At 74.9% G+C, this 23,961-nt stretch carries 21 protein-coding genes; 11 read left to right on the forward strand and 10 right to left on the reverse strand.

Going from position 1 to position 23,961, the window contains the following annotated elements; translation table 11 throughout:
* Window positions 1–86 precede the first annotated feature (86 nt).
* The gene (locus ACGRHY_RS11505) at window positions 87–2,873 is read right to left on the reverse strand and encodes a helix-turn-helix transcriptional regulator (protein ID WP_394635263.1); all 2,787 of its coding nucleotides are present in this window, start codon (window positions 2,871–2,873) and stop codon (window positions 87–89) included.
* 365 nt (window positions 2,874–3,238) lie between these two features.
* Window positions 3,239–5,017, reverse strand: coding sequence for a S8 family serine peptidase (locus tag ACGRHY_RS11510; RefSeq protein ID WP_394638012.1), 1,779 nt, complete (start codon window positions 5,015–5,017; stop codon window positions 3,239–3,241).
* A 689-nt stretch (window positions 5,018–5,706) separates the two neighbouring features.
* Between ACGRHY_RS11510 and ACGRHY_RS11515 the strand changes: the two genes are divergently transcribed.
* The 4 genes from ACGRHY_RS11515 (at window position 5,707) to ACGRHY_RS11530 (ending at window position 8,861) form a co-directional block, all read left to right on the forward strand.
* Window positions 5,707–5,889 (forward strand): hypothetical protein, encoded by a 183-nt coding sequence (locus ACGRHY_RS11515; protein WP_093657563.1) that lies wholly within the window; start codon window positions 5,707–5,709, stop codon window positions 5,887–5,889.
* A 103-nt stretch (window positions 5,890–5,992) separates the two neighbouring features.
* Complete coding sequence (locus tag ACGRHY_RS11520; protein WP_394635264.1) at window positions 5,993–6,769, forward strand: hypothetical protein; 777 nt, start codon at window positions 5,993–5,995, stop codon at window positions 6,767–6,769.
* The gene (locus tag ACGRHY_RS11525; RefSeq protein ID WP_394635265.1) at window positions 6,766–7,701 is read left to right on the forward strand and encodes a DUF6895 family protein; all 936 of its coding nucleotides are present in this window, start codon (window positions 6,766–6,768) and stop codon (window positions 7,699–7,701) included. Before ACGRHY_RS11520 ends, ACGRHY_RS11525 begins: the two co-directional genes overlap by 4 nt.
* 5 nt (window positions 7,702–7,706) lie before the next feature.
* Entirely contained in the window at window positions 7,707–8,861 is a 1,155-nt protein-coding gene (locus ACGRHY_RS11530) for a serine hydrolase domain-containing protein (RefSeq protein ID WP_394635266.1), read from the forward strand.
* 86 nt (window positions 8,862–8,947) lie between these two features.
* On the opposite strand, the gene ACGRHY_RS11535 is transcribed toward ACGRHY_RS11530, so the two are convergent.
* The 3 genes from ACGRHY_RS11535 to ACGRHY_RS11545 form a co-directional block, all read right to left on the reverse strand.
* Window positions 8,948–10,261 carry an RNA polymerase sigma factor gene (locus tag ACGRHY_RS11535; protein ID WP_394635267.1) on the reverse strand — a complete coding sequence of 438 codons (1,314 nt, stop codon included), beginning with the start codon at window positions 10,259–10,261 and terminating at the stop codon, window positions 8,948–8,950.
* 15 nt (window positions 10,262–10,276) lie between these two features.
* Window positions 10,277–10,696, reverse strand: coding sequence for a YciI family protein (locus ACGRHY_RS11540; protein WP_394635268.1), 420 nt, complete (start codon window positions 10,694–10,696; stop codon window positions 10,277–10,279).
* A 173-nt stretch (window positions 10,697–10,869) separates the two neighbouring features.
* Window positions 10,870–11,676 (reverse strand): aminotransferase class IV family protein, encoded by an 807-nt coding sequence (locus ACGRHY_RS11545; protein ID WP_394635269.1) that lies wholly within the window; start codon window positions 11,674–11,676, stop codon window positions 10,870–10,872.
* 144 nt (window positions 11,677–11,820) lie between these two features.
* Between ACGRHY_RS11545 and ACGRHY_RS11550 the strand changes: the two genes are divergently transcribed.
* Window positions 11,821–12,165 carry a MerR family transcriptional regulator gene (locus tag ACGRHY_RS11550; protein WP_394635270.1) on the forward strand — a complete coding sequence of 115 codons (345 nt, stop codon included), beginning with the start codon at window positions 11,821–11,823 and terminating at the stop codon, window positions 12,163–12,165.
* Between the two features lie 114 nt (window positions 12,166–12,279).
* A complete protein-coding gene (locus ACGRHY_RS11555; RefSeq protein WP_394635271.1) occupies window positions 12,280–12,825 on the forward strand; it encodes a GNAT family N-acetyltransferase in 546 nt (181 codons plus the stop codon).
* Window positions 12,826–12,873: 48 nt separating this feature from the next.
* On the opposite strand, the gene ACGRHY_RS11560 is transcribed toward ACGRHY_RS11555, so the two are convergent.
* Complete coding sequence (locus ACGRHY_RS11560; RefSeq protein ID WP_394635272.1) at window positions 12,874–13,512, reverse strand: HAD family hydrolase; 639 nt, start codon at window positions 13,510–13,512, stop codon at window positions 12,874–12,876.
* Window positions 13,513–13,870: 358 nt separating this feature from the next.
* Between ACGRHY_RS11560 and ACGRHY_RS11565 the strand changes: the two genes are divergently transcribed.
* Entirely contained in the window at window positions 13,871–14,632 is a 762-nt protein-coding gene (locus tag ACGRHY_RS11565; RefSeq protein WP_394635273.1) for a hypothetical protein, read from the forward strand.
* A gap of 191 nt (window positions 14,633–14,823) precedes the next feature.
* On the opposite strand, the gene ACGRHY_RS11570 is transcribed toward ACGRHY_RS11565, so the two are convergent.
* Complete coding sequence (locus tag ACGRHY_RS11570) at window positions 14,824–15,504, reverse strand: enoyl-CoA hydratase-related protein (RefSeq protein WP_394635274.1); 681 nt, start codon at window positions 15,502–15,504, stop codon at window positions 14,824–14,826.
* Between the two features lie 269 nt (window positions 15,505–15,773).
* Between ACGRHY_RS11570 and ACGRHY_RS11575 the strand changes: the two genes are divergently transcribed.
* A complete protein-coding gene (locus ACGRHY_RS11575) occupies window positions 15,774–17,171 on the forward strand; it encodes a PP2C family protein-serine/threonine phosphatase (protein WP_394635275.1) in 1,398 nt (465 codons plus the stop codon).
* A 42-nt stretch (window positions 17,172–17,213) separates the two neighbouring features.
* Here ACGRHY_RS11575 and ACGRHY_RS11580 read toward each other — a convergent pair whose 3' ends face one another.
* The 3 genes from ACGRHY_RS11580 to ACGRHY_RS11590 form a co-directional block, all read right to left on the reverse strand.
* On the reverse strand, window positions 17,214–17,939 hold the full coding sequence (locus tag ACGRHY_RS11580; RefSeq protein ID WP_394638013.1) for an SDR family oxidoreductase: 726 nt from the start codon (window positions 17,937–17,939) through the stop codon (window positions 17,214–17,216).
* Between the two features lie 199 nt (window positions 17,940–18,138).
* A complete protein-coding gene (locus tag ACGRHY_RS11585) occupies window positions 18,139–18,807 on the reverse strand; it encodes a lytic polysaccharide monooxygenase auxiliary activity family 9 protein (protein WP_394635276.1) in 669 nt (222 codons plus the stop codon).
* Window positions 18,808–19,231: 424 nt separating this feature from the next.
* Window positions 19,232–20,761 (reverse strand): AAA family ATPase, encoded by a 1,530-nt coding sequence (locus tag ACGRHY_RS11590; RefSeq protein WP_394635277.1) that lies wholly within the window; start codon window positions 20,759–20,761, stop codon window positions 19,232–19,234.
* 142 nt (window positions 20,762–20,903) lie between these two features.
* Between ACGRHY_RS11590 and ACGRHY_RS11595 the strand changes: the two genes are divergently transcribed.
* From ACGRHY_RS11595 to ACGRHY_RS11605, 3 genes are all read left to right on the forward strand, one after another.
* Entirely contained in the window at window positions 20,904–21,353 is a 450-nt protein-coding gene (locus ACGRHY_RS11595; RefSeq protein WP_394635278.1) for an archease, read from the forward strand.
* Window positions 21,354–21,523: 170 nt separating this feature from the next.
* Window positions 21,524–21,970, forward strand: a complete 447-nt coding sequence (locus ACGRHY_RS11600) for a DUF2267 domain-containing protein (RefSeq protein WP_394635279.1) — start codon at window positions 21,524–21,526, stop codon at window positions 21,968–21,970.
* 82 nt (window positions 21,971–22,052) lie between these two features.
* Window positions 22,053–23,477 carry an RtcB family protein gene (locus ACGRHY_RS11605; RefSeq protein ID WP_394635280.1) on the forward strand — a complete coding sequence of 475 codons (1,425 nt, stop codon included), beginning with the start codon at window positions 22,053–22,055 and terminating at the stop codon, window positions 23,475–23,477.
* The last annotated feature ends 484 nt before the right edge of the window (window positions 23,478–23,961 follow it).

Below are 23,961 nucleotides of genomic sequence, written 5' to 3' on the forward strand. Positions count from 1 at the left end.
GCACGCCTGCCGGGCACCGGCGGCAGGCGCCTGTGCCGCGCCCGGCTCCGGCACCGCCGCAGACCGGCTCGTACGGGCCGGGCGGATCACTCGTCGCGCACCACCACGGCGAGCTGCGCCCGGCCGCGGACGCCGAGTTTGCGGTAGATGCGGGTCAGCCGGGCCTCGACGGTCTTGACGCTGAGGAAGAGCCTGGCCGCCGCCTCCTGGTTGCTCGCCCCCCGCCCGACGAGCAGGGCGAGCCGCCGTTCCGCCTCGGTGAGCCGCCCGGTGGACTCGGCCGGCCCGCCGGGGAACGGGCCGGCCCCGCCGCGCGGCGGGGCGCCGCCGGCCAGCCGCGCCCAGGGCCGGGCCCCGGCCCGGTCGAACACCCCGGCCGCCTCGCGCAGTACGGCCTGCGCGGCCGCCCGGCGCCTGCGGCGGCGCTCGGTGCGCGCCAGCGCCAGCAGGGTGCGTCCCGCCTCGATGGGCAGCCCGTGCGCGGTGAAGCGGTCGGCGGTCTCCCGCAGCAGCTCCGCCCCCGCGTCCGGATCGCCGGTGGCCGCCAGGTACTGGCCGTGGACCCGGTCCAGCGCCGTCAGCACGGTGGTGCGTCCCAGCCGCCGCGCCACCGGGGTGACCTCCGCCAGCAGGCCGGCGGCCTTGTCCGGCTCCCCGCCGGCCACGTACGCCTCGGCCAGCTCCTCGTGCCAGCGCAGGACGGACGGGTCGGTGGTCAGGGCGGTGATCGGCAGGTCGCGGATGCGGTCGAGCGTCTCCAGGGCCAGGGCGGTCTCGCCCATGGCGAGCTGGACGCGCCCGAGCGCGTACAGGGAGCAGTGCACGAAGACCTGGTCGCCCTCCTCCTGGGAGGCGCGCAGGCTGCGGCGGGCGTAGTCGGCCGCCCGCCGGAAGCTGCCGCCGGCGGTCTCGGCCAGCGCCGCGCTGTACCACAGCGGTCCCGGTGAGAACCCGGCCTCCAGCGCGATGGACACCGCGCGGCGGGCGTGGACGAGGGCCGCGGCGCACTGCCCCTGACGCGCCTCGACCTCGGCCAGGGAGCGCAGCGCCGCCACCAGGTCCTCGGTGGTTCCGAGCCGTTCGAGCTCGGGCAGCAGGGCGAGCAGTCCCTCGCGCGCCTCGGTGAGCCGGTCGTCGAACAGGGCGTGGCGGAAGGCGAGCAGCCGCGGCCCGTTGCGCAGCGCGGGCGGGAGCCCCTCCCGCCACACGGTGAGGGCCTCCTCGGTGCGCGCTCCCGCCTCGGGCTCCCCCAGGGCGCGGCTGATGCGGGCGCGGGCCGTGGCCGCCAGAACGGCGGTCTCCCGGTCCCCGGCGGCCAGGGCCAGGCGGTACGCCTCCTCGGCGGTGCCGCGGGCCGTGGCGCTGTCGCCGTCGGCGAGCTGCTGCTTCCACACCAGCCGGACCAGCACGGCCGCGCGCATCGACGGGTCGTCGCCGGCGTCGGCCAGGGCGTGGGAGAAGGTCTCGTCCAGGTCGGTGAGGCCCTGGAAGGCGGTGTCCAGGATGGCGAGCCGGGCGCTCAGCCGGGCGGCCGGCGGTACGTCGCGGGCGAGGATGGCGTCGGCGGCCCGCTTGGACAGATCGGGCCGGGCGGCGCGGGCCGCGTCGGCGGCGGCCCCCAGCAGCCGCGCCACCTCCTCCTCGGAGTGCCCGGCGGGAGTGCGTTCGGCGGCGAGCAGGCCGAGCTCGGCGGCCAGGGCGTGGTCCCCGCGGCGGCGGCAGGGCTCCAGGGCCCGGTCGAGCTCCCCGGCCAGTTCCGCACCGGCGCCGCGGGGGTCGGCGGCCAGGGCTCGGTGGCGTACGGCCTGGACGGGGTCGCCCACGGCTTCGGCCAGGGCGGCGTGGCAGGCGGCCCGCTCCGTCCAGTCCGCCTCGGCGGCCAGGGCCGCGGGCACCACCGCGGCGGTGAAGGCGACCGCTCCGTCCTCGCCGACGGTGACCAGCCCCGCCCGCTGGGCGGCCGCGAGGTCCGCCTCGGCCGAGGCCCGGCCCGCCCTGCGCAGCACGGTCGTGGTCGGCCTGGTGGCCAGCGCGGCCAGCAGCAGGGTCGGGTGCGCCCCGGCCGGCACCTCGGCCAGCATGTGGCGGGCGGCGGCCCGCGCCTCGCCGCCCAGCGGCAGCTCGTCGGCGTGGTGGACGAAGGTGCGGGCGCCCGCCAGGGAGCGGCCGATGGCCAGGGCGAGCCTGGGGTTGCCGCCGCTGGCCCGGCGGATGCGGCCGGCCAGGCGGGCGGGGAGTTCGTGGTCGGCCAGCAGCGCGGCGATGTGGTCGGCGCCGAGCGGCGGGACGGGGACGACGCGGGGGCCGGTGTGGCCGAAGAGGTTCTCCGCGTGCAGCGGGCTGGTGTGCTGGCGTTCGGCCGCCAGGGCCCGCACGGCGGGCGGTGCCTTGTGCAGGGCGAAGCGGAGCAGGGCGGAGCTGTCGGGGTCCAGCCACTGGGCGTTGTCCACCACCAGCAGCACCGGCCCCTCGGCGGCGATCAGGCGCAGCACCTGGGCCACGGCCAGCCGCAGGGCGACGCGGTCCTGTCCGGCGGCGGGCGCCTCCGTCTCGCGGCGGGCCACGGCGACGGCGGTGCGCTGCGGCCGGGGCAGCGCACGTACGGCCGCCTCGGGTACGTCGTCCAGCAGTCCGGCCGCGCCGGCGCCGGGGATGTCCCGGTCCTCCTCCTCCGGGGCCAGCCACAGGACGGTCTCTCCCCTCGCCCGGCGTTCCTCCGGCCGGGCCACGGCTGCGACCAGGGCCGTCTTGCCGATGCCCGGCGGGCCGGTGAGGGCGGCCCTGCCGTGGTCGCGCAGCGTCCGCTCCAGGTGGTCCAGCAGATCGCCGCGCCCTACCAGCGCCGGACGGGGGGTCTCCCGATCCAGACCCATACACCGCCTCCGGTCGTGTTCATGCCCATACCCAGCGAGGATACGGAGGGCATGGGCTACCGGTCGATGGTCTTCGGTGTGGACGTTCGACGGTTTTCCGACGGAGGTCCCGGCAGGGTCCCGGCGCGGGTGCGGTGGATCGCGCGCCGGAAGCCGTCAGGGCCTGCCGGCGGGTGCAGCGCCGGCAGGCCCTGGTTTCCCGGCCGGTGCGGACCGTCTCGGTGTCGGTCCGGGACCGGCCGGGGGTCCCCGGTGGGGGCGGGGACCGTCCGCGGGGCCGGGGCCCGCCCCGTCAGGTGGACGGGCCCCGGTCCGGTGGCCGTCCGGGCCGTGACCGGTCTCCCGGTCGGTCGCGGTCGGTTCGCTCAGAAGGTCAGGCTCCAGGAGTCGATGTAGCCGGTGTCTCCGGCGTAGACGTCCTTGACCCGCAGCTTCCAGGTGCCGTCGGCGAGCACCGAGGAGGCGTCGACGGTGTACGTGGCGATCACGTTGTCGGCGCCGTCGTAGGCGGATTCCTTGAGGGTGGCGTAGCGGCCGTCGGGGGCGACCAGCTCGACGACCAGGTCACCGCGGTAGGTGTGCTTGATGTCGACGGCGACCTGGAGGTCGGCCGGCGCGTGGCCGCCGCGGCCGCTCACCGCGATCGAGGAGGTGACACCGGTGGTGTTGTCGTCCGGGATGGCGACGTCGGTGCTGTTGGTGTAGGTGTCGCCGGCCGGGGGCTCCTCGCCGCCGCCGCTGTCGCCGCCCGCGGCCGCGACGGTCGCTGCGGCGTCGGCCAGACCGGCGCCGCAGCCGCCGCTGCACGTGCCGGGCAGGGTGCGGGCGCCCGACTTGATCAGCTGCTCGATCCGGGCCGGGCTCAGCGCGGGGTTCTCCGACTTCACCAGCGCGGCCAGGCCGGCGATGTGCGGGGCGGCCATGCTGGTGCCCTGGTAGTAGGCGTAGCTCTCGCCGCCGGGCCGGGTGGAGCCGCTGTCGACCGTGGAGAGGATGCCGTTGGCCCGGGTCGCGGTCTCACCGCCGGGGGCGGTGATGTCGACGACCGAGCCGTAGTTGGAGTAGGAGGCCCGGTTGCCCTGACGGTCGCCGGCTGCGACGGTGACGACGTCGGAGCAGCTCGCCGGGGTGAAGTTGGCGGCGTTGGCGTTGCTGTTGCCCGCCGCGACGACGACCGTGGTGCCGCGGCCGACGGCGCCGTCGATCGCGTTCTGGTAGGTGCTGGAGCAGGTGCCGCCACCGCCCAGGCTCATGTTGATGACGTCGGCCGGGGTGGGGTTGGACGGGACGCCGTGGACGGTGCCGCCGGAGGCCCAGGTGATGGCGTCGGCGATGTCGGCGGTGGTGCCGCCGCACTTGGCGAGTACGCGGACGGGCTGGATCTTCGCACCGTGGGCGACACCCGCGATGCCCTTGCCGTTGTTCGTCGCCGCGGCGATGGTGCCCGCGACGTGGGTGCCGTGCCAGGAGGAGGAGCTGTCGTAGCCGGCGCCGCACTCGCCGGCACTGAACCAGTCGCCCTCGTCGGCGGGGTCGCTGTCGCGGCCGTCGCCGTCCCGCGCGTTGGTGGCGTCGGAGACGAAGTCGTAGCCGGGGACGGTGTTGGCGTCGAGGTCGGAGTGGGCGACGTGGCCGGTGTCCAGGACGGCGACGACCGTGCCCTGGCCGGTGGAGCGGTCCCAGGCCCCGGGCACGCGCATGCCGGCGGTGGACTCGAAGAGGTCCCACTGGCTGCCGTAGTACGTGTCGTCGGGGGCCGCCATCGCGTACATACGCGTGTTGGGCTCGGCGTAGGCGACGTCCGGGTCGCTCTCGAAGGCCTTGACGATCTCGTCGATCCCGGCCCGGGAGGTCTTGCCCTCCACCTCGTACAGGGCCGCGCCCGTGGCCAGGCGGCGTTCGAACTCCAGCTTCTGCCCGGTCTTCTTCCCCTTGGCCCTGGCCTCCGCCCTGGCCTCGGAGTCGGACTCGGCCGCGCTCGGGGAGGCGTTGGCCGCCTTGGTCCCGGTGCGGTTGCGGTAGGCGACGATGACGCCGTCCGCGGGCGCCTCGGGCAGTTCGGCCCGCTGCTCGCCGGCCCCGGGGGCGGTCTCACCCGTCTGCGGGGCCGCGGCCGCGACGGACGCGGTGGCGGCTCCGGTCATGAGGGTGGCGGTCGCCGCCAGCACTGATATCAGTCTTCGCCTTGGGGCCTTCACGAGGGGGGTTCCTTTCGAAGCCGCCCGGACAGGCCGGGCGGTGGGGGTGCCTGGTGCGGGGGTGGTGAGCCGGCGTCCCGGGCGGACGGAGCACGACTTCACGGCCGCCCGGAACACCGGTGCCGCCGACCATAGGAACGCCCCGGCCGGCCCCGATACGGGGAAAACCCTTGCGTCCCCTCCCCGGTCCGCCGCCGGCCGCCCCACGGCACGGAGAACGGGGGCGTACATCCGGAAAAGCCCGGATGCCGCCGGCGGGCGGCCTTCATGACGGCCCGCCAGGCACCACCGGCACCGCGTCCGGCCGCCCCGGCCGACGGTGGGCGCACGGACCGGCCGCCCGCCCTGCCCGGTCGGCGGACGCGGGCCGCAGGCCGCAACGCACCTCGTCCGCCTGCTCCGCACGGGTGAATACTCGACCGCCCTTCCGGGCCCGCGCCTCCGGGGCCGCCGACGAGTCCCGGCGCGTCTTCCGTGGTCAGCCACCCCCTCCCGCCTCATGCACGGAACACGGGATCACGCAAAGCGGATCAAAAGCGCATATGCACATCAACCGGTGTATTCGTAACGTCGTCTGTGAGGCCGCCCACACCGGGCGACGACATCCACCTGGCATCCCACCGAGGAGGACCCAGATGCTCACCCACACCACGGGAACCACCCTTGCCCCCGCCGCTCCGGCCGAGCGCGACATGGTCGCCGACCTGATGACCACGCGCGAGGCCCCGGTCAGCGACGCACCCGTGTGGGCACCGGAGGCGATCGGCCTGCTGCTGCTCGCACTCCTGCTCTCCCCCAGGGAGCCGCGGGAGAAGTGACGCGACCGCTCCACAGCGGGATGCGACAGGAAGCGGCATGATGCAACAGAAGCGAACAGAATCGGCATAAAATGACATACCGAACCAGAGAGGTAGGTCACTGATGCCGAATCCGGACACCCCATCGCGTACGGACTACGCCGCGGCGGTGGAGAGTCTGGCCGACCGTGTCCTCGGTGCCCTGCGGGGTGCCGGGGATCCGGCGGTGGTGGCCTCCCAGGTGGACGAAGCCCCCGACCCCAAGGTCGCACTGGCGGCCGTACGGGTGCTGGGACCCGACGTGTTCGCCCCCGCGCTGCTGGCCGGAGCACCCTTCGGACCCGGCGACGCCCGGGCGGTGGCCGAGTCCCTCCGAATCTTTCCGCCCGCTCCGGACGCCGCGCCCGAGGCCGCGTGGCGCGACTGGACGACCGTGCGGCTCCTCGCGCGGTACGGCGGTGGCTCCCCCGACAGCACCTTCACCGACACCCTGGGCGTACGCGAGCCGGCGCCCCCCGGCGGCATGGACTTCCCCGACTCCCCGGGCTCCCCGGGCTTCTCCTGGCGCGAGCTGTCCCTGAGCATGGCGCAGCTCTCCCCGCTCGCCCTGCCGAACGTCGACGGCCCCGTCCACGAGACCGCCCTGGGCCGGCTGCGCGACCTGAGCCGGGGCACCGCCCGCGCGATGCTGCGCCGCGACTACCCCACAGCGGCCCGCCTGGCGCGCTGGCTCGCCCGCGCACCGCACCGCGGGGCGCGCCCCGACCTCGACACGGCCGCCGTGGTGCGGCACCTCGAACTGCACTGCGGGGGCGGCGGGCGCACCGCGCTGGACACCGCCGTCGCCCGCGGTCTGCTGGACCGTTCGCCGCCGCAGAGGCCGGGAGGACCGACCGTATGAGCACGCCCCGCACCACCACCGCGGCCCCCGTCCCCGTGGGGCGGTCGGCGCACCGGGTGGCCACCCGCGCCCTCGGCTGGCTGCGCCGCCACTGCGAGCTGGGCACCCTGCCGCCCGGCACCACCTCGGACATGGCCGACCCCGACAGCATCTACAAGCCGCTGGGCGAGACGGCCCTGGCCGCCTCCCTGGTGCTGCGCGAGGGGCTGGCCTCCGCGAGCGAGGAGCACACGGCCCGCGAGCTGCTCGACTTCGCCTGGTGGGAGCTGCGCGGCGGCGACATGCTCTACGAGCGGCAGTTGCGCTACATGATGATGGTCGACCCGCTGGAGCTGTACGCACACTTCGTCCGCGCCGGCTACCGCCACCGGCGTCTGGAGGCGCTGCTGGACCACCTCGGCGGTCTGGTCACGATGGACGCCGTCGAGCAGGTGCCCAACCGCCGCCTCGCCGTCGCCAACGCCGCACGGCTGACGGGCCTGGCACGCGAGACCGACTGGAAGCGGCTGACCGACGCCACCTGGCTCGGCAACACTCCCGAGCCGTGGGTGATCGACTGGATGACGGCCTACTGCGTGACGCACACCGTCTTCCACATCACCGACTGGGGCGCCCGTCCGGGCGACCTGCCGCCGCACCTGGAGGAGTACCTCCAGCTCTGGCTGCCGGTGTGGCTGGACGTGTGGCGGGAGGTCCAGGAGTGGGACCTCGTCACCGAGCTGCTGATCGTCGGAAGCTGCCTGCGCGAGCCTTACGCCGACCCCGTCCTGTGGGAGGAACTGGCCTCGGTGCAGCACGAGGACGGGCTGATGCCCCGGGACGGCAAGCAGGTCGAGGGGGACGCCGCCCAGCGCTTCCGGGACCACCACCACCCCACCGTCGTCGCGGCCGTCGCCGGCACCCTGGCGCTCTCCCGCGCCGCGCAGCGGTGAGCCCGGTGTCCTCCGACACGGCCTCCCGTCCCGGGCCCGAGCGGGAACCCGGCACCGGACCGGACACCGAAGCCGGGCCGGACACCGGTACCGACACCGGTACCGACGCCGGTACCGACACCGAAACCCCGACCGCCGCACAGCCCGAGTCCGCGCTCTCCCTCCCCCTGGAGACGGTCGCCGCCGCCGCGCCCGGCCCCGCGGTGGCGGTCGTGGCGGTACGGGCCGGCGAGTCCCGGCTGCTGTGCCGGGGCGCCTCCGCCGCCACCCGCTTCGAACTCGGCTCGGTGACCAAGACGTTCACCGCCCTGCTGCTGGCCGAGGCCGTGGCGCGGGGCGAGGCGGGCCACGACGACCCGATCGCCGGACGTCTCCCCGCGGCCGCCGTGCCCGAGGGCTACGGGGACCGGATCACCCTCGCCCATCTGGCCTCGCACACCGCCGGGCTGCCCGTGCTGCCGCCGGGGCTGCTGCTGCGGGCCGTGCCCCGCTTCTACACCAACCCCTACGAGGGCTTCACCCCCGACCACCTGCTGCACGCCCTCTCCCAGACCCGGGTTCGCCACCCGCCCGGGCAGCGAGTGCGCTACTCCAACTTCGGCGTCGGGCTGCTGGGCCGGCTGCTGTCGGACACGGCCGGAACCCCGTACGGCGAGGCGCTCGCCACCCGGGTCCTCACACCGCTGGGCCTGGCCGACAGCACCTGCGACCCCGAACTGCCCCAGGCCACCGGCCACTGGCACGGCCGCCCGCGCCCGCCCTGGCGCATCCCGGGCCTGCCGGGCGCGGGCGCGCTGCGCTCCAGCGCCCGCGACCTCCGGCGCTACCTGGAGGTCCTGCTCTCCCCGCCGCCGGAGGCGGGCGAGACCCTGCGCACCGCCCTCCACGACGTCACCCGCCCGCGGGCGACCTCACCCGGCGGCGACCGGATGTGCCTGGCCTGGAAGGCGCGCACCCACGTCGCCCGCGACGGCGGGGACTTCGACCTGCTGTTCCACTCCGGCGGCACCCGCGGTTTCACGTCCTTCGCCGGCTTCTGCCCGGCCGCCCGCATCGGCCTGGCGGCGGTGACCAACAGCTCCCCCACCCTGCGCGGCGCCTTCATCCGCACCGCCTACCGCACCCTGCGCGACCTCGCGGCCGAGACCCCCACCCGCTGACCCGCGCCGGGCGGGCCGACTTCGTCGCGTACGCCGCCCTCGCGTGACCTGCCGTCCGCCCGCCGGGTGAGCCCGGCCGGCCGGGCTCACCCGGCGGGCGGCTCGGCGAGGTCGGCGAGCTTGCGTTCCAGCACCGTCCGCTCGCGTTCGTTGCCGCACAGCCGCATCGCGCGCTCCAGTTCGGTGCGTGCCTCGCCGGTGCGCCCCAGGCGGGCGAGGAGTTCCCCGCGCACGTTCGGCAGCAGATGGGAGCCGGACAGCTCCCTGGCGCCGGCCAGCCCGTCCACGATCGGCAGGGCCGCCGCCGGCCCCTGCGCCATGCAGACCGCCACCGCCCGGTTGAGACCGACCACCGGTGAGGGCGCGAGCCGGCCGAGCGCCTCGTAGAGGAGCACGATCCGCTCCCAGTCCGTCGCCCCGACCGAGGGTGCGACGGCATGGCACTCGGCGATCGCCGCCTGCAGGCCGTAGGCGCCCAGGCCCCGGCCGGTCCGCTCCGCACGGGCCAGTGCAGCCCGTCCCCGGCGGATCGCGGCACGGTCCCAGCGGCGGCGTTCCTGGTGCTCCAGCAGCACCGGCTCACCGTCCGGCCCGGTACGGGCGGGGAAGCGCGCCGCGGTCAGCTCCAGCAGCGCCAGCAGGCCGTGGGCCTCGCTCTCGTCCGGCATCAGCCGGCTCAGCACCCGTGCCAGGCGCTGTGCCTCGCTCGCGAGGTCGAGCCGGATCAGATCCTTGCCCGAACTGGCCGAGGACCCCTCGGTGAAGATCAGGTAGACGACGCTGAGGACCGAGCCGAGCCGCTCGGCCCGCTCGTCGGCCGCCGGCACCTCGAACGGGACGCGGACCGCCTTCAGGGTCTTCTTCGCCCGGGTGATCCGGGCCTGCACGGTGGCGGTCGGGACGAGGAACGCCCTGGCGATCTCGTCGCTCGTCAGACCGCCGACCACCCGCAGGGTGAGCGCCACCCGCCCCTCCCGCGGCAGCACGGGGTGGCAGGCGAGGAACATCAGCGCGAGCACGTCGTCGTCGATGCGGTCCGGATCCCACAGCACGTCCTCGGCCTCCCGGGCCGGATCGGCGAAGGCACTCCCCGGGGCTCCCCCCGAGACGGCGCCGCCCTCGCCCAGGCCGTGAGCGAGGGCGGCGTACCGCTCGTCGAGGGCGGAGTGCCGGCGGAACGCGTCGATCGCGCGGCGCCGGCCGACGGTGAGCAGCCACCCCGCCGGGTCACGGGGCGCACCCTCGCGCGGCCAGTTCACCAGCGCCTCGGCCAGCGCCTCCTGGGCGCAGTCCTCGGCGAGCGCGAAGTCGCCGGTGTACCGCGCGAGCGCGCCGACGATCCGCGCGGACTCGATCCGCCAGACGGCGGCGACGGCCTCACGGCCGGTGAGGTCGGCCATCTCCCGCCGCTCCCCTCAGAGCTGGCCGGTGGCCTCGCGCCACGCCCGTTCCTTCTGGATCCACTCGTTGTCCTGGGGGAACTCGTCGATCGTGGTGACCCGGCGGATCTCGGTCTTCAGGCCCGGGCCGCTGAACGGCGCCCGCCTGGCCCACTCGACGGCCTCCTCCCTGGACGCCACGTTGAGGATGTAGAAGCCTCCGAACAGCTCCTTGGTCTCGCCGTAGGGACCGTCGGTGACCACGGGCGGCTCCGAGGAGTGGTCGACGACCACGCCCTCGGCGGCGTCGTCGAGCCCTTCCGCGGCGACCAGCACACCGGCCCTGATCATCTCCTCGTTGTACCTGCCGATGGTGGCGAGCATCTCGTTGAAGTCGACGTCCGCCATCCCCGCGAGGGACTCGTCGGTGGCGCGCATGATCATCATGTACTTCATGGCTCTGTCTCCCTGGGCGGTTCCGGGCCTCTCTCGACCCCTCTCGCCCATAGGTCGAACGGGGACGGCACGGATCAACACGGCAGCCGATTTTTTTCGGGGAACTCCGGCAGCGTATGGCACGCCCCGGCGATCCCGGCGCAGGCGGCCCCGCGGCACCGGCGGCCCGGCGCTCACGGCGCGGTGGGCGGTTCGGCCCGGTAGGCGCGGTGGAGCAGGTCCGTGAAGGCCGGGGCGGCGGGCATGGGCGCGGAGCCGATCCGGTGTACGGCGACCCCCGGCGTCCAGGAGTTCATGACGGCGGCCCCGGCCAGTCCCGGCAGGTCGGCGAGGGTGATCTCCCGGACGCGCTGGGGGACGCCGAGGCGGTCGAGCCGCCGGCGCAGGACGCCCATCGTGACCCCGGTCAGCACCTCGGCCTCGGGCCACACCACCGCCGAGCCGTCCCAGAAGGCCAGGTTCCAGATCGTCGCCTCGCCGATCCGGCCCCGGCGGTCGGTGAAGGCTGCGTCGTCGAAGCCCTGCGCGACCGCCCTGCGCAGCAGGTACGTCTTGGCCGCCTCGCCGACGAGCTTGACCGACGGCAGGAAGCGCTCGTGCCCGAACGCCGCCAGCGCCGGCGGCCCTTCGGGCCCGGAGGCGGGCGGTCCGGTGCGGACCAGCATCTCCGGTTCGGCGTCCGCCGCCGTGAACTCGCCCGCCGGGGAGTACACCACGGCCGTCAGCGACACGTCCTGCGGCCCGGCCTCCAGCGCCGCCCGCAGACGGGACCGCACCAGGTCGTCGGGCAGCGCCCGGCCGTACAGCTCCAGCGAGGCGGAACGCAGCCGCGCCAGATGCAGGTCGAGCCCCCGGACCCGGCCGCCGCGAACCTGCATGGCGGTGAAGTGGGCGTGGCCCGCGAAGGCGAGCGGCGCCAGCTCTCCGGCGGTGGCCGTACGGCCGTCGCGGTGGACGACGTATGGGGTCGATGGGGTCATGTGCCGCTCCGAAGCTCGGGTCCCGGGAGTTCGGGGGGTTCAGGGGTTTCAGGAAAGGCGCGGCGGGCACGGAATGCCCGCTCGCGGGGCGACGTTAGGGCCTCACACCGGTGTGAAGGTCAACTCCCGGGAGGAGCGGGGCACATGCTGATCGGGGAGCTGTCCCGGCGTACGGGGGTCAGTACGCGGCTGCTGCGGTACTACGGGGAGCAGGGGCTGCTCACCCCCGAGCGCGGCCCGAACGGCTACCGCACCTACGGCGAGGACGCGGTGCTCACCGTGCGGCAGATCCGCGCCCTGCTGGACGCGGGCCTGACCACCGGGGTGATCCGCTCGGTGCTGCCGTGCGCCCGGGGCCCGGAGCCGGGTTTCGACTGGTGCGCGGATCTGCGGGGCGCGCTGGAGCGGGAGCTGGCGGCGTTGGACGAGCGCATCGGCGAACTGACGCGCGGCCGCGACGCGCTCGCCGCCTACCTCGCACGCCCCTGAGCCCCGGGACCGCCCGGGCGCGGGTCACCGTCTGTACCGGACGCGGAAGAGTCCCCCGAGCCATGGCCGCGGCCCCGGATATGCTGCCTCCTCCTACAGCGCCAGGGGGGCACCGTGAGCAGCAGCAATCCGCCGTTTCCCGACCGGATCGAGCTCACCGGGGAGGGGCTCGTCCTGCGTGACTGGACGGAGGCTGACGTGGCCGCGATGCCGGACCTGTTCGACCACCCGGACATCGCGTACTGGACGCCGATCGTCTCGCCCTTCGACGAGGCGGCCGCCCGCGCACGGCTCGACCGTGCCCGGCGACTGCGGGCGGACGGCGCGGCCATCCTGCTCGCCATCACCACCGACGGCCGCGCGCCGCTCGGCGAGGTGATGCTGCGGCGCGCCCCCGAGGGCACGGAGCTCGGCTACGCGGTCGGCCCGGCGCACCGGGGCCGGGGGCTGGCCGCACGGGCGGTGCGGGTGATGGCCGCGTACGCCTTCGAGCGTCTGGGCGCTGAGCAGGTGATCCTGGAGCTGGAGGCGGAGAACGCCGCCAGCGTCGCCGTGGCCGCCAGGGCGGGCTTCAGTCTGCTCGACGTGCCGCTGATCGAGGGGCAGGAGAAGGGACGGCCCTACGTCCTTCAGACGTGGGGCCTGCGGCCGGCGCCGTGAGGTCGCCCGGGCGGGGATGAGCGCATCGGCCGCACGGCGGGCCGGCGCTCAGGGGCGTGGAGCCTCGGGTGCCGGGGCCACGTGGGCCGTGATCCGGGCGATGGTGCGGGCGTTGTCCTCGTGCAGATGCCCCAGCATGCCGAACTTCCGCGCGGCCTCGACGTTCTCCGGGAGGTCGTCGACGAAGAGGCAGTCCTGCGGGCGTGCGCCCATGGCGGCGCACACAGCCTCGTAGGCGCGGGGGTCGGGTTTGAGGACACCGATCTCGTGGGAGTAGACGATCCGGTCGACCAGTGCGCCGAAGCCGTACGCCGCCTCCTCCCGTTCGCGGGCGCCGGCGAAGCTGTTGCTGAGGATGCCGAGCCCGAGACTCGGCCCGCAGCGCCCCCGCAGTCCGCGTACGCAGGCGATCAGCTCCTCGTTGGCCGTGCCCAGGTACTCGGTCCACAGGTCGGTCATGAAGGCGTCCACCGCCGCCTCGTCCAGGGCGAGTTCGGCCGAGACCCGGGCCCGTACGCCGGGCTCGTCGATCTCTCCGATCCTCCCGGCCCGCCAGACCTCCCCGAGCCGCCGGTTCACGGTGCCGGGCGGCAGGCCGAGCCGTTGCTCCCAGCTCTGGTGCCATCCCGCCCTCGGGGCGATCTCCAGTACGCCGCCTATGTCGAGGATGACGCAGCGCGAATCCATGGAGTCTCCCTCTCCCCGCTCCGGTGCATCGGACGAGAGGGGGACGGCGCCGCGCGGGCCGCCGGTTCCCTGTCCACGGGCCGCCGGGCGGTGCGCCGCCCGCTCCGGAGGGGGAGGAATCCGGCCCGGAGCTCGGGTGCCGGGGTCGGGATCCGGGATTCGAGCGCCTTCTCCAAGGAATGGGTGGGAGGTCTCCTCCCACCCTCCCACCCTGCGGTTTTCCACTCTGAGCGACCGGGTCGCCACACACCGCGTCGGCGGTGTGGCGTGCGGGACGACAAGAGAACGACCCCCGCCGGTGGGCCAACACCGGACGAGGGTCTGACCATCCAGATCGATCGGAACTCGATCCATGGCTATGGCCAACAGTAGCGCCGACGTGCGCCCGTACGCCCCTCCGATGGCCGCTCCCGGCTACGGAAAACGCTCCGCGCCCGGGCAACTCCACCGTAAGCGCGGCGATTTCGAACATCTGCCGCCCCGTGAGGCGTCGGTGGCCGCCCACATCGACCGGCTGCCGGACGGCGCGGCGATCGACACCAAGACCCTCGCCCGCGAACTGCCCGCCTACGGGCAGCAGGCGGTGCGGTCCGCGCTGAACGCGCTGTCGCGGGCCGGGCATCTGCGGCGGGTGCGCGAGACAGTGGGCGAGGGCCGCACCCAGTGGGTGTACCGCACGTACTTCTCGCGGACGGCGCGGGACGACGCCTGGTGGGGGGCGTTCCTGCGGGAGGGCGTACAGCCCGGTGAGGCCCCCGATACAGAACGGGAGCCGGAGGCCGGGAACGCCGGGAACGCCGAGGAGGTACGGCCGTCCCGGCGGGCGGAGGCGTACGAGGTACTGGCCGAGCTCGGGCAGGCCGACCCGCGTATGACGCTCTCGGCCGCCGAGTGCGAAGCCCTGGCCGGTCCGGCCGCCGTCTGGCTGGAGCGCGGGGCGAGCCCGGGGCAGCTCGCGATGGCGCTGACGTCCGGGCTGCCGGAGACGGTGCACTGCCCGGGGGCGCCGGCCCGGGGGCGCCGGCCCAGCGTCGGCTGGCCGACCGGCTGCCGCCCGAGGCGGCGGCCGTACCCGCACCCGCGCCCGTACCCGCTCAGGCAGCGGCACCGCGCCGGGTGATGGAGTGCACCGGGTACGGGCGCCCCGGCCGTCCCGAGGCGCTGCCCGGCGGGCTGTGCCGTGACTGCCGCGGGGTGCCGGAGCCGCCTGCGGCCGGGCCGCAGGCTGCCGCCGAGGTACGCGCCCCGGCCGCGCGGGACCGGGGCCCGGTCCCGGTCTTCGGCTGAGTGGCCGGGCAGTTGAACGGCCGCTCAGCCGCCCAGGCTGAGCGGGATCTCCTCGGCACGCAGCTCCGCGACGGCCGGGCCGTACATCCGGGACTTGATGGTGCCCAGGGTGGGGCCGGCCTTGGCGGTCAGGGACGCGGCGATCTCGATCGCGGTGGACCGGACGGCGTCCTCCTCCACCGCCCGGTCGACGATCCCGGCGGCCAGCGCGTCCTGCCCGCCGTAGCGGCGGGCGGTGGTCATGGACTCGTGGGCCGTCTGCGGGGTCAGCCGGGCCTGGATGAGGGCGGACATGCCGGGGGTGAAGGGGATGTGGATGTCGGCCTCGGGCAGGCACCAGAAACCCCGGTCGGCGCGCATCACACGGAAGTCGTGGGCCAGGGAGAGCATCGCGCCGGCGGCGAAGGTGTGGCCCTGGAGGGCGGCCACGGTGATCAGCGGCAGGGTCAGCATCCGGGCGAAGAGGTCCTGGACGTCGGCGGCGTACTCGGCGGCCTTGTCCGTGTTGGCCAGCAGCCACTCGAGGTCGAGGCCGTTGGAGAAGAACTTGCCGGTCGCCGCGGTGATCAGGGCGCGCGGCCCCTCGGCCTTCTCCACCTCGTCCAGCAGGGCGTCGACGGAGGCGAGCCAGTCGGGGTGGAAGCGGTTCTCGCCGTCTCCGAGGTCGAGGACGAAGACGTCGCCTTGGCGGTCGAGCGCGGGCATGGCTGCTCCTTCGGGCGGGAGTGGGACCGGCCGCGTCCTCTCGTGATCTTCCCGAACGAGAACCTACTGGCCGGTAACGGCGATGGCCGCATCGTACCCAGCCGCCCCCCGGACGACATCTCCGGCACCGGGCCGCCGGACCCCACTCATCGGACAAAAGGGTCTTAGCATATGCCTTGTGAGGTGCCACCGGAGAGGAAACAGGCACTCTCCCCCGGCGGGCGTCCAGGCCGGGTAGCGTGCCCGGTCCACAGCGACGAGGAGACTTGATGGAGCAGGGCCAGGGGGCGCAGCGGCACGAGGGTCGGTCCCGCACCGGCCCGTCGGCCGCCCCGGAGGCCGGTGCCGCCCCGGAGACCGATCCCGGCCGGGCCGCCGAGGCCGCCGAGGCCGCCGAGCAGATCCGGTCGCTGACCCGCGCCCAGCAGCGGCTGCAGAGCCTGCTCGACGCCGTGCTGGCCATCAGCAGCGAGCTGGAGCTGCCCGTGGTGCTGCGCCGCATCGTCACCACGGCGATGGAGCTGGTCGACGCCCGCTACGGCGCGCTCGGCGTACTGGACGAGAGCGGGGATGAACTGGAGCAGTTCATCCCCGTAGGGTTGAGCGATCAGGAGGAGGCCGCGCTCGCCGGTGTGGAGCTCCCCCGGGGCCACGGCCTGCTCGGGCACCTGATCCACATCCCCGAACCGCTGCGGGTCGAGCACATCGGGGCCCACCCCAACTCCTCGGGCTTCCCGTCCGGGCACCCGCCGATGCGCACCCTGCTCGGCGTGGCGATCAGCGTACGGGGCGAGATCTACGGCGACCTGTACCTGACCGACCGGCGCGACGGCCGTCCCTTCGACGCCCAGGACGAGAACATCGTCATCGCGCTGGCGGGCGCCGCGGGCGTGGCGATCGAGAACGCCCGGCTGTTCGAGCAGGTCCGCTCCGGTGCCGAGAACTTCCAGCGCCTGCTGCTGCCCCGGCTCCCCGACCTCCACCCGTTCAGCGGATCGGCCGTCTACCGGCCCGCGACCGCCCCCGGACAGCTCGGCGGCGACTGGTACGACGTCATCCTGCTGCCCGACCGGTCCTGCGCGGCCGTCATCGGCGATGTCGTCGGGCACGACCTGAAGGCCGCGGCCTCCATGGCCCAGACCCGCAACATGCTCCGCGCGCTGCTGTACGACCGGCGCACCCCGCCGAGCCTGGTCCTCTCCCAGCTCGACCGCACCCTCCACGCGATCACCGAGAGCTCCGTCACCACCGCCTGCCTGGCCCGTATCGAGCCGGAGGGGGACGACTGGTGCCTGCACTGGAGCAGCGCCGGCCATCTGCCGCCGCTGGTGATCACACCGGACCGGAGGACGGCCTATCTGCACGCCGACCCCGGCGTGCCGCTCGGGGTGGACACCCGGCAGCCCCGACCCGACCACACCCACCCCCTGCCGGGCGGGACCACGGTGGTCCTCTTCACGGACGGGCTGGTGGAGCACCCGGGGCGCCCGCTGGACGTGTGCATGGACGAGCTCGCCGAGGTCGCCGCCGCCCACGTCGGCGAGCCGCCGGACAAGCTGTGCCAGATCCTGGCCGACAACCACACCAGCGACGGCCACGACGACCTGGCCGTCCTCGTCCTGCGCACCCCGGACGCCCCGGACACTCAGGACACTCCGGACGCCTGACGGCGGGCGCCAGGCGTCAGACGTCAGGCGACGGGCGGCGCCTCACACCGTCTGGCCGAGCGGCCTGACGGTGACGGTGCTGACGTCCACGCCGGGCGGCTGCCCGATCGCCCACACGACGGAGGCTGCGATCTGCTCCGCGGTCAGCAGCGGGCCCTCGGGAGTGCCGCCCGCGTCCTCCCAGAAGGGCGTCTCCACACGCCCCGGGGCGATCAGCGTCACGCCCACGCCGTCGCCGGTCACCATGCGCCGGGTGTTCTCGGCGAGGCCGGTGACCGCCCACTTGGTCGCGCCGTAGAGCTGGCCCGGAACACCGACCAGGCCCGCGACACTGCCGACGAGGACGAGGCGCCCGCGCGACTCCCGCAGCGCGGGCAGTGCCTCCCTGATCAGCAGGGCCGGCCCCAGGACGTTGGTCAGCACCATCTCGCGCCACCGGACGGGGTCGCCGTCGGCGACGGTGCCGCCGGTGGAGAATCCGGCGTTGGCGACGGCGTTGTCCAGCCGCCCCCACTTCTCCACGGCCGTCTCCACGGCCGCTCGGACCGATTCGTGGTCGGCCGCGTCCCCGGCGATCGTCAGCAGGTCCTGCGGATCGCCCAGCTCTCCGGCCAGCCGGCGCAGTCGCTCCTCGCGGCGCCCGGTGACGGCGACCCGGTGGCCGCGCTCCAGCAGCAGCCGGGCGGCGGCCGCGCCGATGCCGCTGCCGCCGCCCGTGATCAGCGTGACGGGACGCTCCGCCGCGCTCCGTGCTCCGTTCCCGGTCATGTGCTCGGCCGTGTGCTCGGTCATGTCTCCCCCAGCGGTCTCGGGGCGCCGCCCGTGTGTCTCGCGGCGCCGCCCGGTGTCGGACAGCGGGGAGTCCATCACTTGGAGCGCTCTCGATGGCAAGCGCGGACGGTCGGCGGGCGGCACGGTCCGCGAGGACGCCGAACCGCCCGCCGGACACACGGCGAGGGACTTCGGCTCAGCCGAAGTCCACGTCACTGCAGATGTAGTAGACCTGGTCCGCGTGCGAGGCCTTCCAGATCGTGTAGACGATGTGGTGCCCGCTGCGGCCGGGGGCGCTGACGTCCACCCTGATGTCCGAGGCGGGGGCGTACCTGCCGGTCGTCTCGATCAGCTCCAGGTCGCCCCAGCCCAGCCGCTCGGTGGCGGGGTCGAAGCCCTGGCGGGTGACGTAGATCTGCAGGTAGTCCGCACCGTGCCGGGCCTGGTCGCGCAGGTGCACGGTGAAGTCGCGGCCGACGTCCGTCTTCTTCCACCGGCCGGGGACGTCCATCGCGCGGTAGCGGCCGTCGCTCGTGTGCCCGGCGCTGCAGAGCTGACCGTCGGGGACGAACGCCTGGTGGTCGCCGCCGACGTTGTCGCGGTACAGGCCGTTCCAGTTCCACATGGCGTTGGTGTCGGTCTGCCACGCCTGCCAGCACATCGGGTCTTCCTGCTGCATGGCCGGATTCTGGAAGTCGCCGCCCCAGCGCAGCCAGCAGCCGTAGTTGCGGGAGGCGGGGTCGATGACCGAGCCGTGGGCGGAGGCTGTCCCGGCCCACGGGAGCATGCCGAGCAGCACGGCGGCCAGCACGGCGAGGAGGCGGGCCGTCCAGCGGCCCGCTAAGACGCGCTCATGACAGTTCATCGCGGACACTTCACTTTCGGGTGTGAGGGGATGCAGATTGGGAGCGCTCCCAGTCCGTCATTCATGCGTTCCCCCGCGGCAATCGGGCCGAAACGCATTCGACAGCAATTCGACAGAAATCCACTTCTGGACCGTCGGGCACGATCACTCGCACCGTGGCATCGTCGGCACCGTGCCCTTCGACCACAGCGACCGCTACCACCGACCGCTGCCACCGACCGCTGCCGCGCCGGGTGCCGCCCGGCTGCTCGCGGGGCGGGGGACCGATGTGGACGGGATCGACGCCTCGGCCGAAGTGATCACAACCACCCGCTCCGGCGCGCCCGCGTACTCCGGCACCGGCAGACGCGGTGTCCGTCCCCCACCCGCGCGGACCGACGTGTCCGACGCGGCCGCCCCCTCGGCGGCCGGCCGGTCCATCGGCCTACGAGCCGCCGGGAGCGTCCCCGCGCCTCCCCCCGTACAGCCGGTCGAGGCCGACGAGCAGCACCTCGCCGTCCGCCTCCGCCGCGCGCAGGGCGGGGGTGAAGCCCGCGCCGGAGTAGCAGGCGGGGCGGGTGCGCGCGGTGTCCTCGCCGTGGGCGGCGAGATGGGCGATCAGCCCGCGCAGCCGCTCCAGGTGGGTCACGTCCAGCACCTCGTCCCAGCGGGCCAGCCCGACCGACAGCAGCGCACCGGGGCGTTCCCCGGCCGGTCCCCGCACCACCACCCCGGCGGCGGGGGCGGCGTCCGGCGGCGGGTGGGCCGGGGAGCCGTGGAGCGCCGTGGCGGGCGTGTCCCCGAAGACGCCGGGGCCGGCGTACCCCACCGCCCACTCCCGGCACACCCGGGCGAAGTGCGGCGCCGCCACCTGCGCCCCGAAGGCGGAGCGCGCCCGGCGCCACAGGGCGGCGGGGTCCTCCCGCTCCGCCGACGGGCGCCGCGGCCGGACGACCGCGTACTCGAAGGCGAGCAGCGGCTCGGCGATCCGCAGCCGGGTGACGTTCGGGCGCAGGGCGTCGGGGCCGGCGCTCAGCAGGCCGCTCTCGTGCAGCAGCTCCAGGCAGCGGGAGACGTCGGGCAGCGGCACCTCCACCCGCTCGGCGATCTCACCGGCCGTGGAGTGCCCCGAGGCGACGGCGGCGAGCACGGAGTGGCTCAGGGCGCGGTCGAAGTGGTCGGTCTCCTCCAGCACCAGCAGCCGCACCTCGCGGTACAGGGGCGTGCCCGGGTCGAGGACCGCCCGGCACACCCAGGCGTCGAAGTCGTCCGGCCCGCCGGGGATGTCGTCGCGGACGTGGTCGTAACGGTAGGCGGGGGTGCCGCCCACGACGGCGTGCACCAGGAACGCCAGGCGGGGGTCGTCCAGGTTCCACATGCGCGCGGCCTGCCGGAAGTCCGGCGGGCGCACCTCCAACTCCAGGTCCGCCAGCCCGTGCAGCGGCGAGGGGCCGCTGAACAGCCGGCGCATCACCGGCAGGTCGCTGCCGCACAGCAGCAGCCGGGGCCGGGCCCCGCCGTCCGCCCCGGCCGCCGCGCTCCGGCGGTGCAGGGCGGCGCAGATCACGGACGGCAGCGACGGGCTCTGCCGCACCAGGCGGGGGAACTCGTCGACCACGACCGGCAGCGGACGGCCCTCCCCCAGTCCCAGCAGGGCGTCCACGGCCGCCTCCCAGTCGCGCGGGCGGCTTCGCGCGGGTGCGTCCGTGTGCTCGGCGGTCTCGGCGATCCGCTCGCCCAGCATGCGCAGGGACTCCGACCGCACCGCCTCCTGCGCGCCGAACCAGAAGCCGCCGGCGGCCTCGGTGAGCGCCCGCAGCAGATGCGTCTTGCCCTGCCGCAGCCGTCCCGAGACGACGCCGAGGCCGGGTCCGGGGCGGGGGTCGGAGGCGAAGGCGGCGAGCGCCTCCCACTCGGCGTCGCGGCCGAGGACCGTATCCGGCTTGGTGTACCGGAGGGCGTCGGTGCGGGACACGGGCCGCTCCCATCGGTCGGTAGCGCTCCTGCTTCCCATTACACCTCCGGGCGCCGACCGCCGCGACGCGCGTACGCCCGCCCGCGGGGCGACGACGGGGCCGGACGGGGCCGGGGGACCGGGAGCCGAGGAGGGCGGATCCATGGTGCGAACGGAGAGCGCCGCACGGCACGGCGGACCACGGGGCGGGCACCGCTCCGTCCCGCACACCGCCGACCTGCGGGTGGAGGCGTGGGCCCCGACCCGCGAGGAGTGCCTGGCGCACGCGGTGCGCGGCGTCTGCGAGTCGTTCGTGGACCTGTCGGGGGCCGTCGGCCGGCGCCGTCGGGACGTCGAGGTGCGGGCGGAGACGGACGAGGACCTGCTGGTGGCCCTGCTGGACGAGGTGGTGTACCGGCTCGACGCCGACGGCGAGGTACCGGTGGACGCGGAACCGGCCGCCGTGCCCGGCGGGATGCGGGCCGTGCTGCACACGGCCGACGTCGGCACGCTCGTGGAGACGGGCGCGGCTCCGAAGGCCGTCACGCTGCACGGGCTGAGTTTCGGCCGCGGAAGGCACGGCTGGGAGTGCTCGGTGACGCTCGACGTCTGAGCGGATCCACCGGGCGGGGCGGGCGGTCCGAGCGGGTGACCGCACGGGCCTGCCGCAATACCATGGACCCCAGAACAGGGACGAAACGGCCATATCCGGCTACCGGTTCCGTACGGCGTCCCCCGGTGCCCCCACGGCGCCACGACCTCTTTCTCCGAGGGGGAGGATCCATGTCCGCCACGCACGCGGCCGAATTCGAGCACGTCATCCACACCGCGAACATCTGGCTCAAGGCGGTGTCCGAAGCCCTGGGGACAGAGGACCGGCATCTGGCCAACCGCGTCCTGCGCACCTGGCTGCACACCCTCCGCGACCGGCTCACCGTCGACGCCGCCGCCCACTTCGCCGCCCAGCTCCCCGAACTGCTGCGCGGCGTCTACTACGACGGCTGGGTCCCCAGCGCCGCGCCGGTCAAGTACGACCGCGAGGCCTATGTGAACCGCTTCGCCCAGGAGGCACTGGTGAGCACCGAGGCCGTCCCCCGGATCGCCCCGGCGGTCACCGAGACCGTACGCGGGCACCTGTCGCCCGGCCAGCTCGAGCGGGCGCTCGACCAGCTCCCGCACGACGTCCGCGCCGTCCTCGAACCCGCGCCGGTCCCGGCCCCGGCGGGCTGAGCGCGCACCGCGGCGCGCCGACACGGTCCTCGACGCGGGCCCCGGCGCGGACGGCGACCACGGAACGAGCCCGGAGGGGACCGTGGACATCACCCTGACCAAGGAGAGCCCGTTCCGCTTCCGCATCGAGCGGCGGGGCGCGATGCGCGTGCCGGGCGTCGTGTTCGCCACGCGCGACCTGCTGCCCGAGGCGGCGGGCGACCAGGCGCTGGAGCAGGTGGCCAACGTGGCCACCCTCCCCGGCATCGTCCGCGCCTCCTTCGCCATGCCCGACGTCCACTGGGGGTACGGCTTCCCGATCGGCGGGGTGGCCGCCACCGACATCGACGACGCCGGCGTGGTCTCGCCCGGCGGTGTGGGCTTCGACATCTCCTGCGGGGTGCGCCTGCTGGCCGCCGGCATCGACCGCGAGGGGCTGGAGCCCCGCCTGCGGGAGCTGATGGACTTCCTGGGCGACACCGTCCCGCGCGGCACCGGCCCCGGCGGGCTGTGGAGGCTCTCCGGGCGCCCGCAGATGGAGAAACTTCTGGTCGGCGGTGCCGGATACGCCGTCGAGCAGGGCCACGGCGTACCGAGCGACCTGACCTTCTGCGAGGACTACGGCGCCCTGGAGGACGCCGACCCGTCCCAGGTGGGGGCGCGGGCCGTGGAGCGCGGCCTCCAGCAGGTCGGCAGCCTGGGCTCGGGCAACCACTTCCTGGAGGTGCAGGCCGTGGACCGGGTCCACGACGAGAAGACCGCCGCCGCCTTCGGACTGCGCCCCGGCGGGGTGTGCGTGATGATCCACTGCGGCTCCCGGGGCCTGGGCCACCAGGTGTGTACCGACCACGTCCGCGTCATGGACCGCTCGCTGCGCCGCTTCGGCATCTCCCTGCCGGACCGGCAGCTCGCCTGCGCGCCGGCCGTCTCCCCGGAGGGGCGGGCGTATCTGGGGGCCATGGCCGCCGCCGCCAACTACGGCCGTGCCAACCGCCAGCTGCTCACCGAGGCCGTACGCCGCGCCTTCACCTCGGCGGCGGGAGCGGAGGTGGATCTGGTCTACGACGTCTCCCACAACATGGCGAAGACCGAGACCCACGAGGTGGACGGCGTACCGCACCGCCTGTGCGTCCACCGCAAGGGCGCCACCCGCGCGCTGCCGCCCGGCCACCCGGACTTGCCCGGGGAACTCTCCGGCGCCGGGCAGCCGGTGCTGATCCCCGGCACCATGGGCACCGCGTCCCACGTCCTGGTCGGCGAACCCGGCAACGACGCCTTCCTCTCCACCTGCCACGGCGCCGGCCGGGTCTGGAGCCGCCACCAGGCGCTGCGCCGGGTCCGCGGCGAGGAGCTGCGCGGCCGTCTGGAGTCCGGGGGCGTCGCCGTCCGCCCCTCCTCCTGGCGCGGACTGGCCGAGGAGACCCCGGAGGCCTACAAGGACGTCGACGCGGTCGCCGCCGCCACCGAGGGCGCGGGCCTGGCCCACCTGGTCGCCCGCCTGGTACCGCTGGGCGTCGTCAAGGGCTGAGGCGGCCGGCCTCGGCCTCCTCCCACTCGAACCACCCGGCCCGGTTCGCTTCCCGCCGAGGGGTCTCGAACGGCGGCGAACGTATTCCACGAGATGCCACACGCCACCCAGACACGCATGCACGTGCAGATGCACATGCATGTGCACGTGAACTCCACTATAGTGCCGGGGAGTTGAAGTGATCGGCCAGTAGTCGTCCACATGTCCGCAGGGGGTCTCGACGACCCTCGTTTACTCCAGCCCGGCTTCGGGGCACACCGGGGCGGCCCGGCGCGGCCGCGCCCGGAGAGCGGGCTTCCCTCCGCCCGCGTTCACCGGTGGTACGCACCGTACGACGGCGGCGTCGCTCCCGGCGGCCGACCCGGCCGACCGAGCGAGAAGGCCCCGTGACCGCACCGGCCGGAGAGCCGGGCATGCCGCGCGAACTCCCGGCCGCCGGTGAGCCCCGGCTTCTCCGGCTCCTGCGGACCACGTGGACACGACT

It is taken from the genome of Streptomyces shinuiensis (genome assembly GCF_043660855.1).
Lineage (GTDB): Bacteria > Actinomycetota > Actinomycetes > Streptomycetales > Streptomycetaceae > Streptomyces.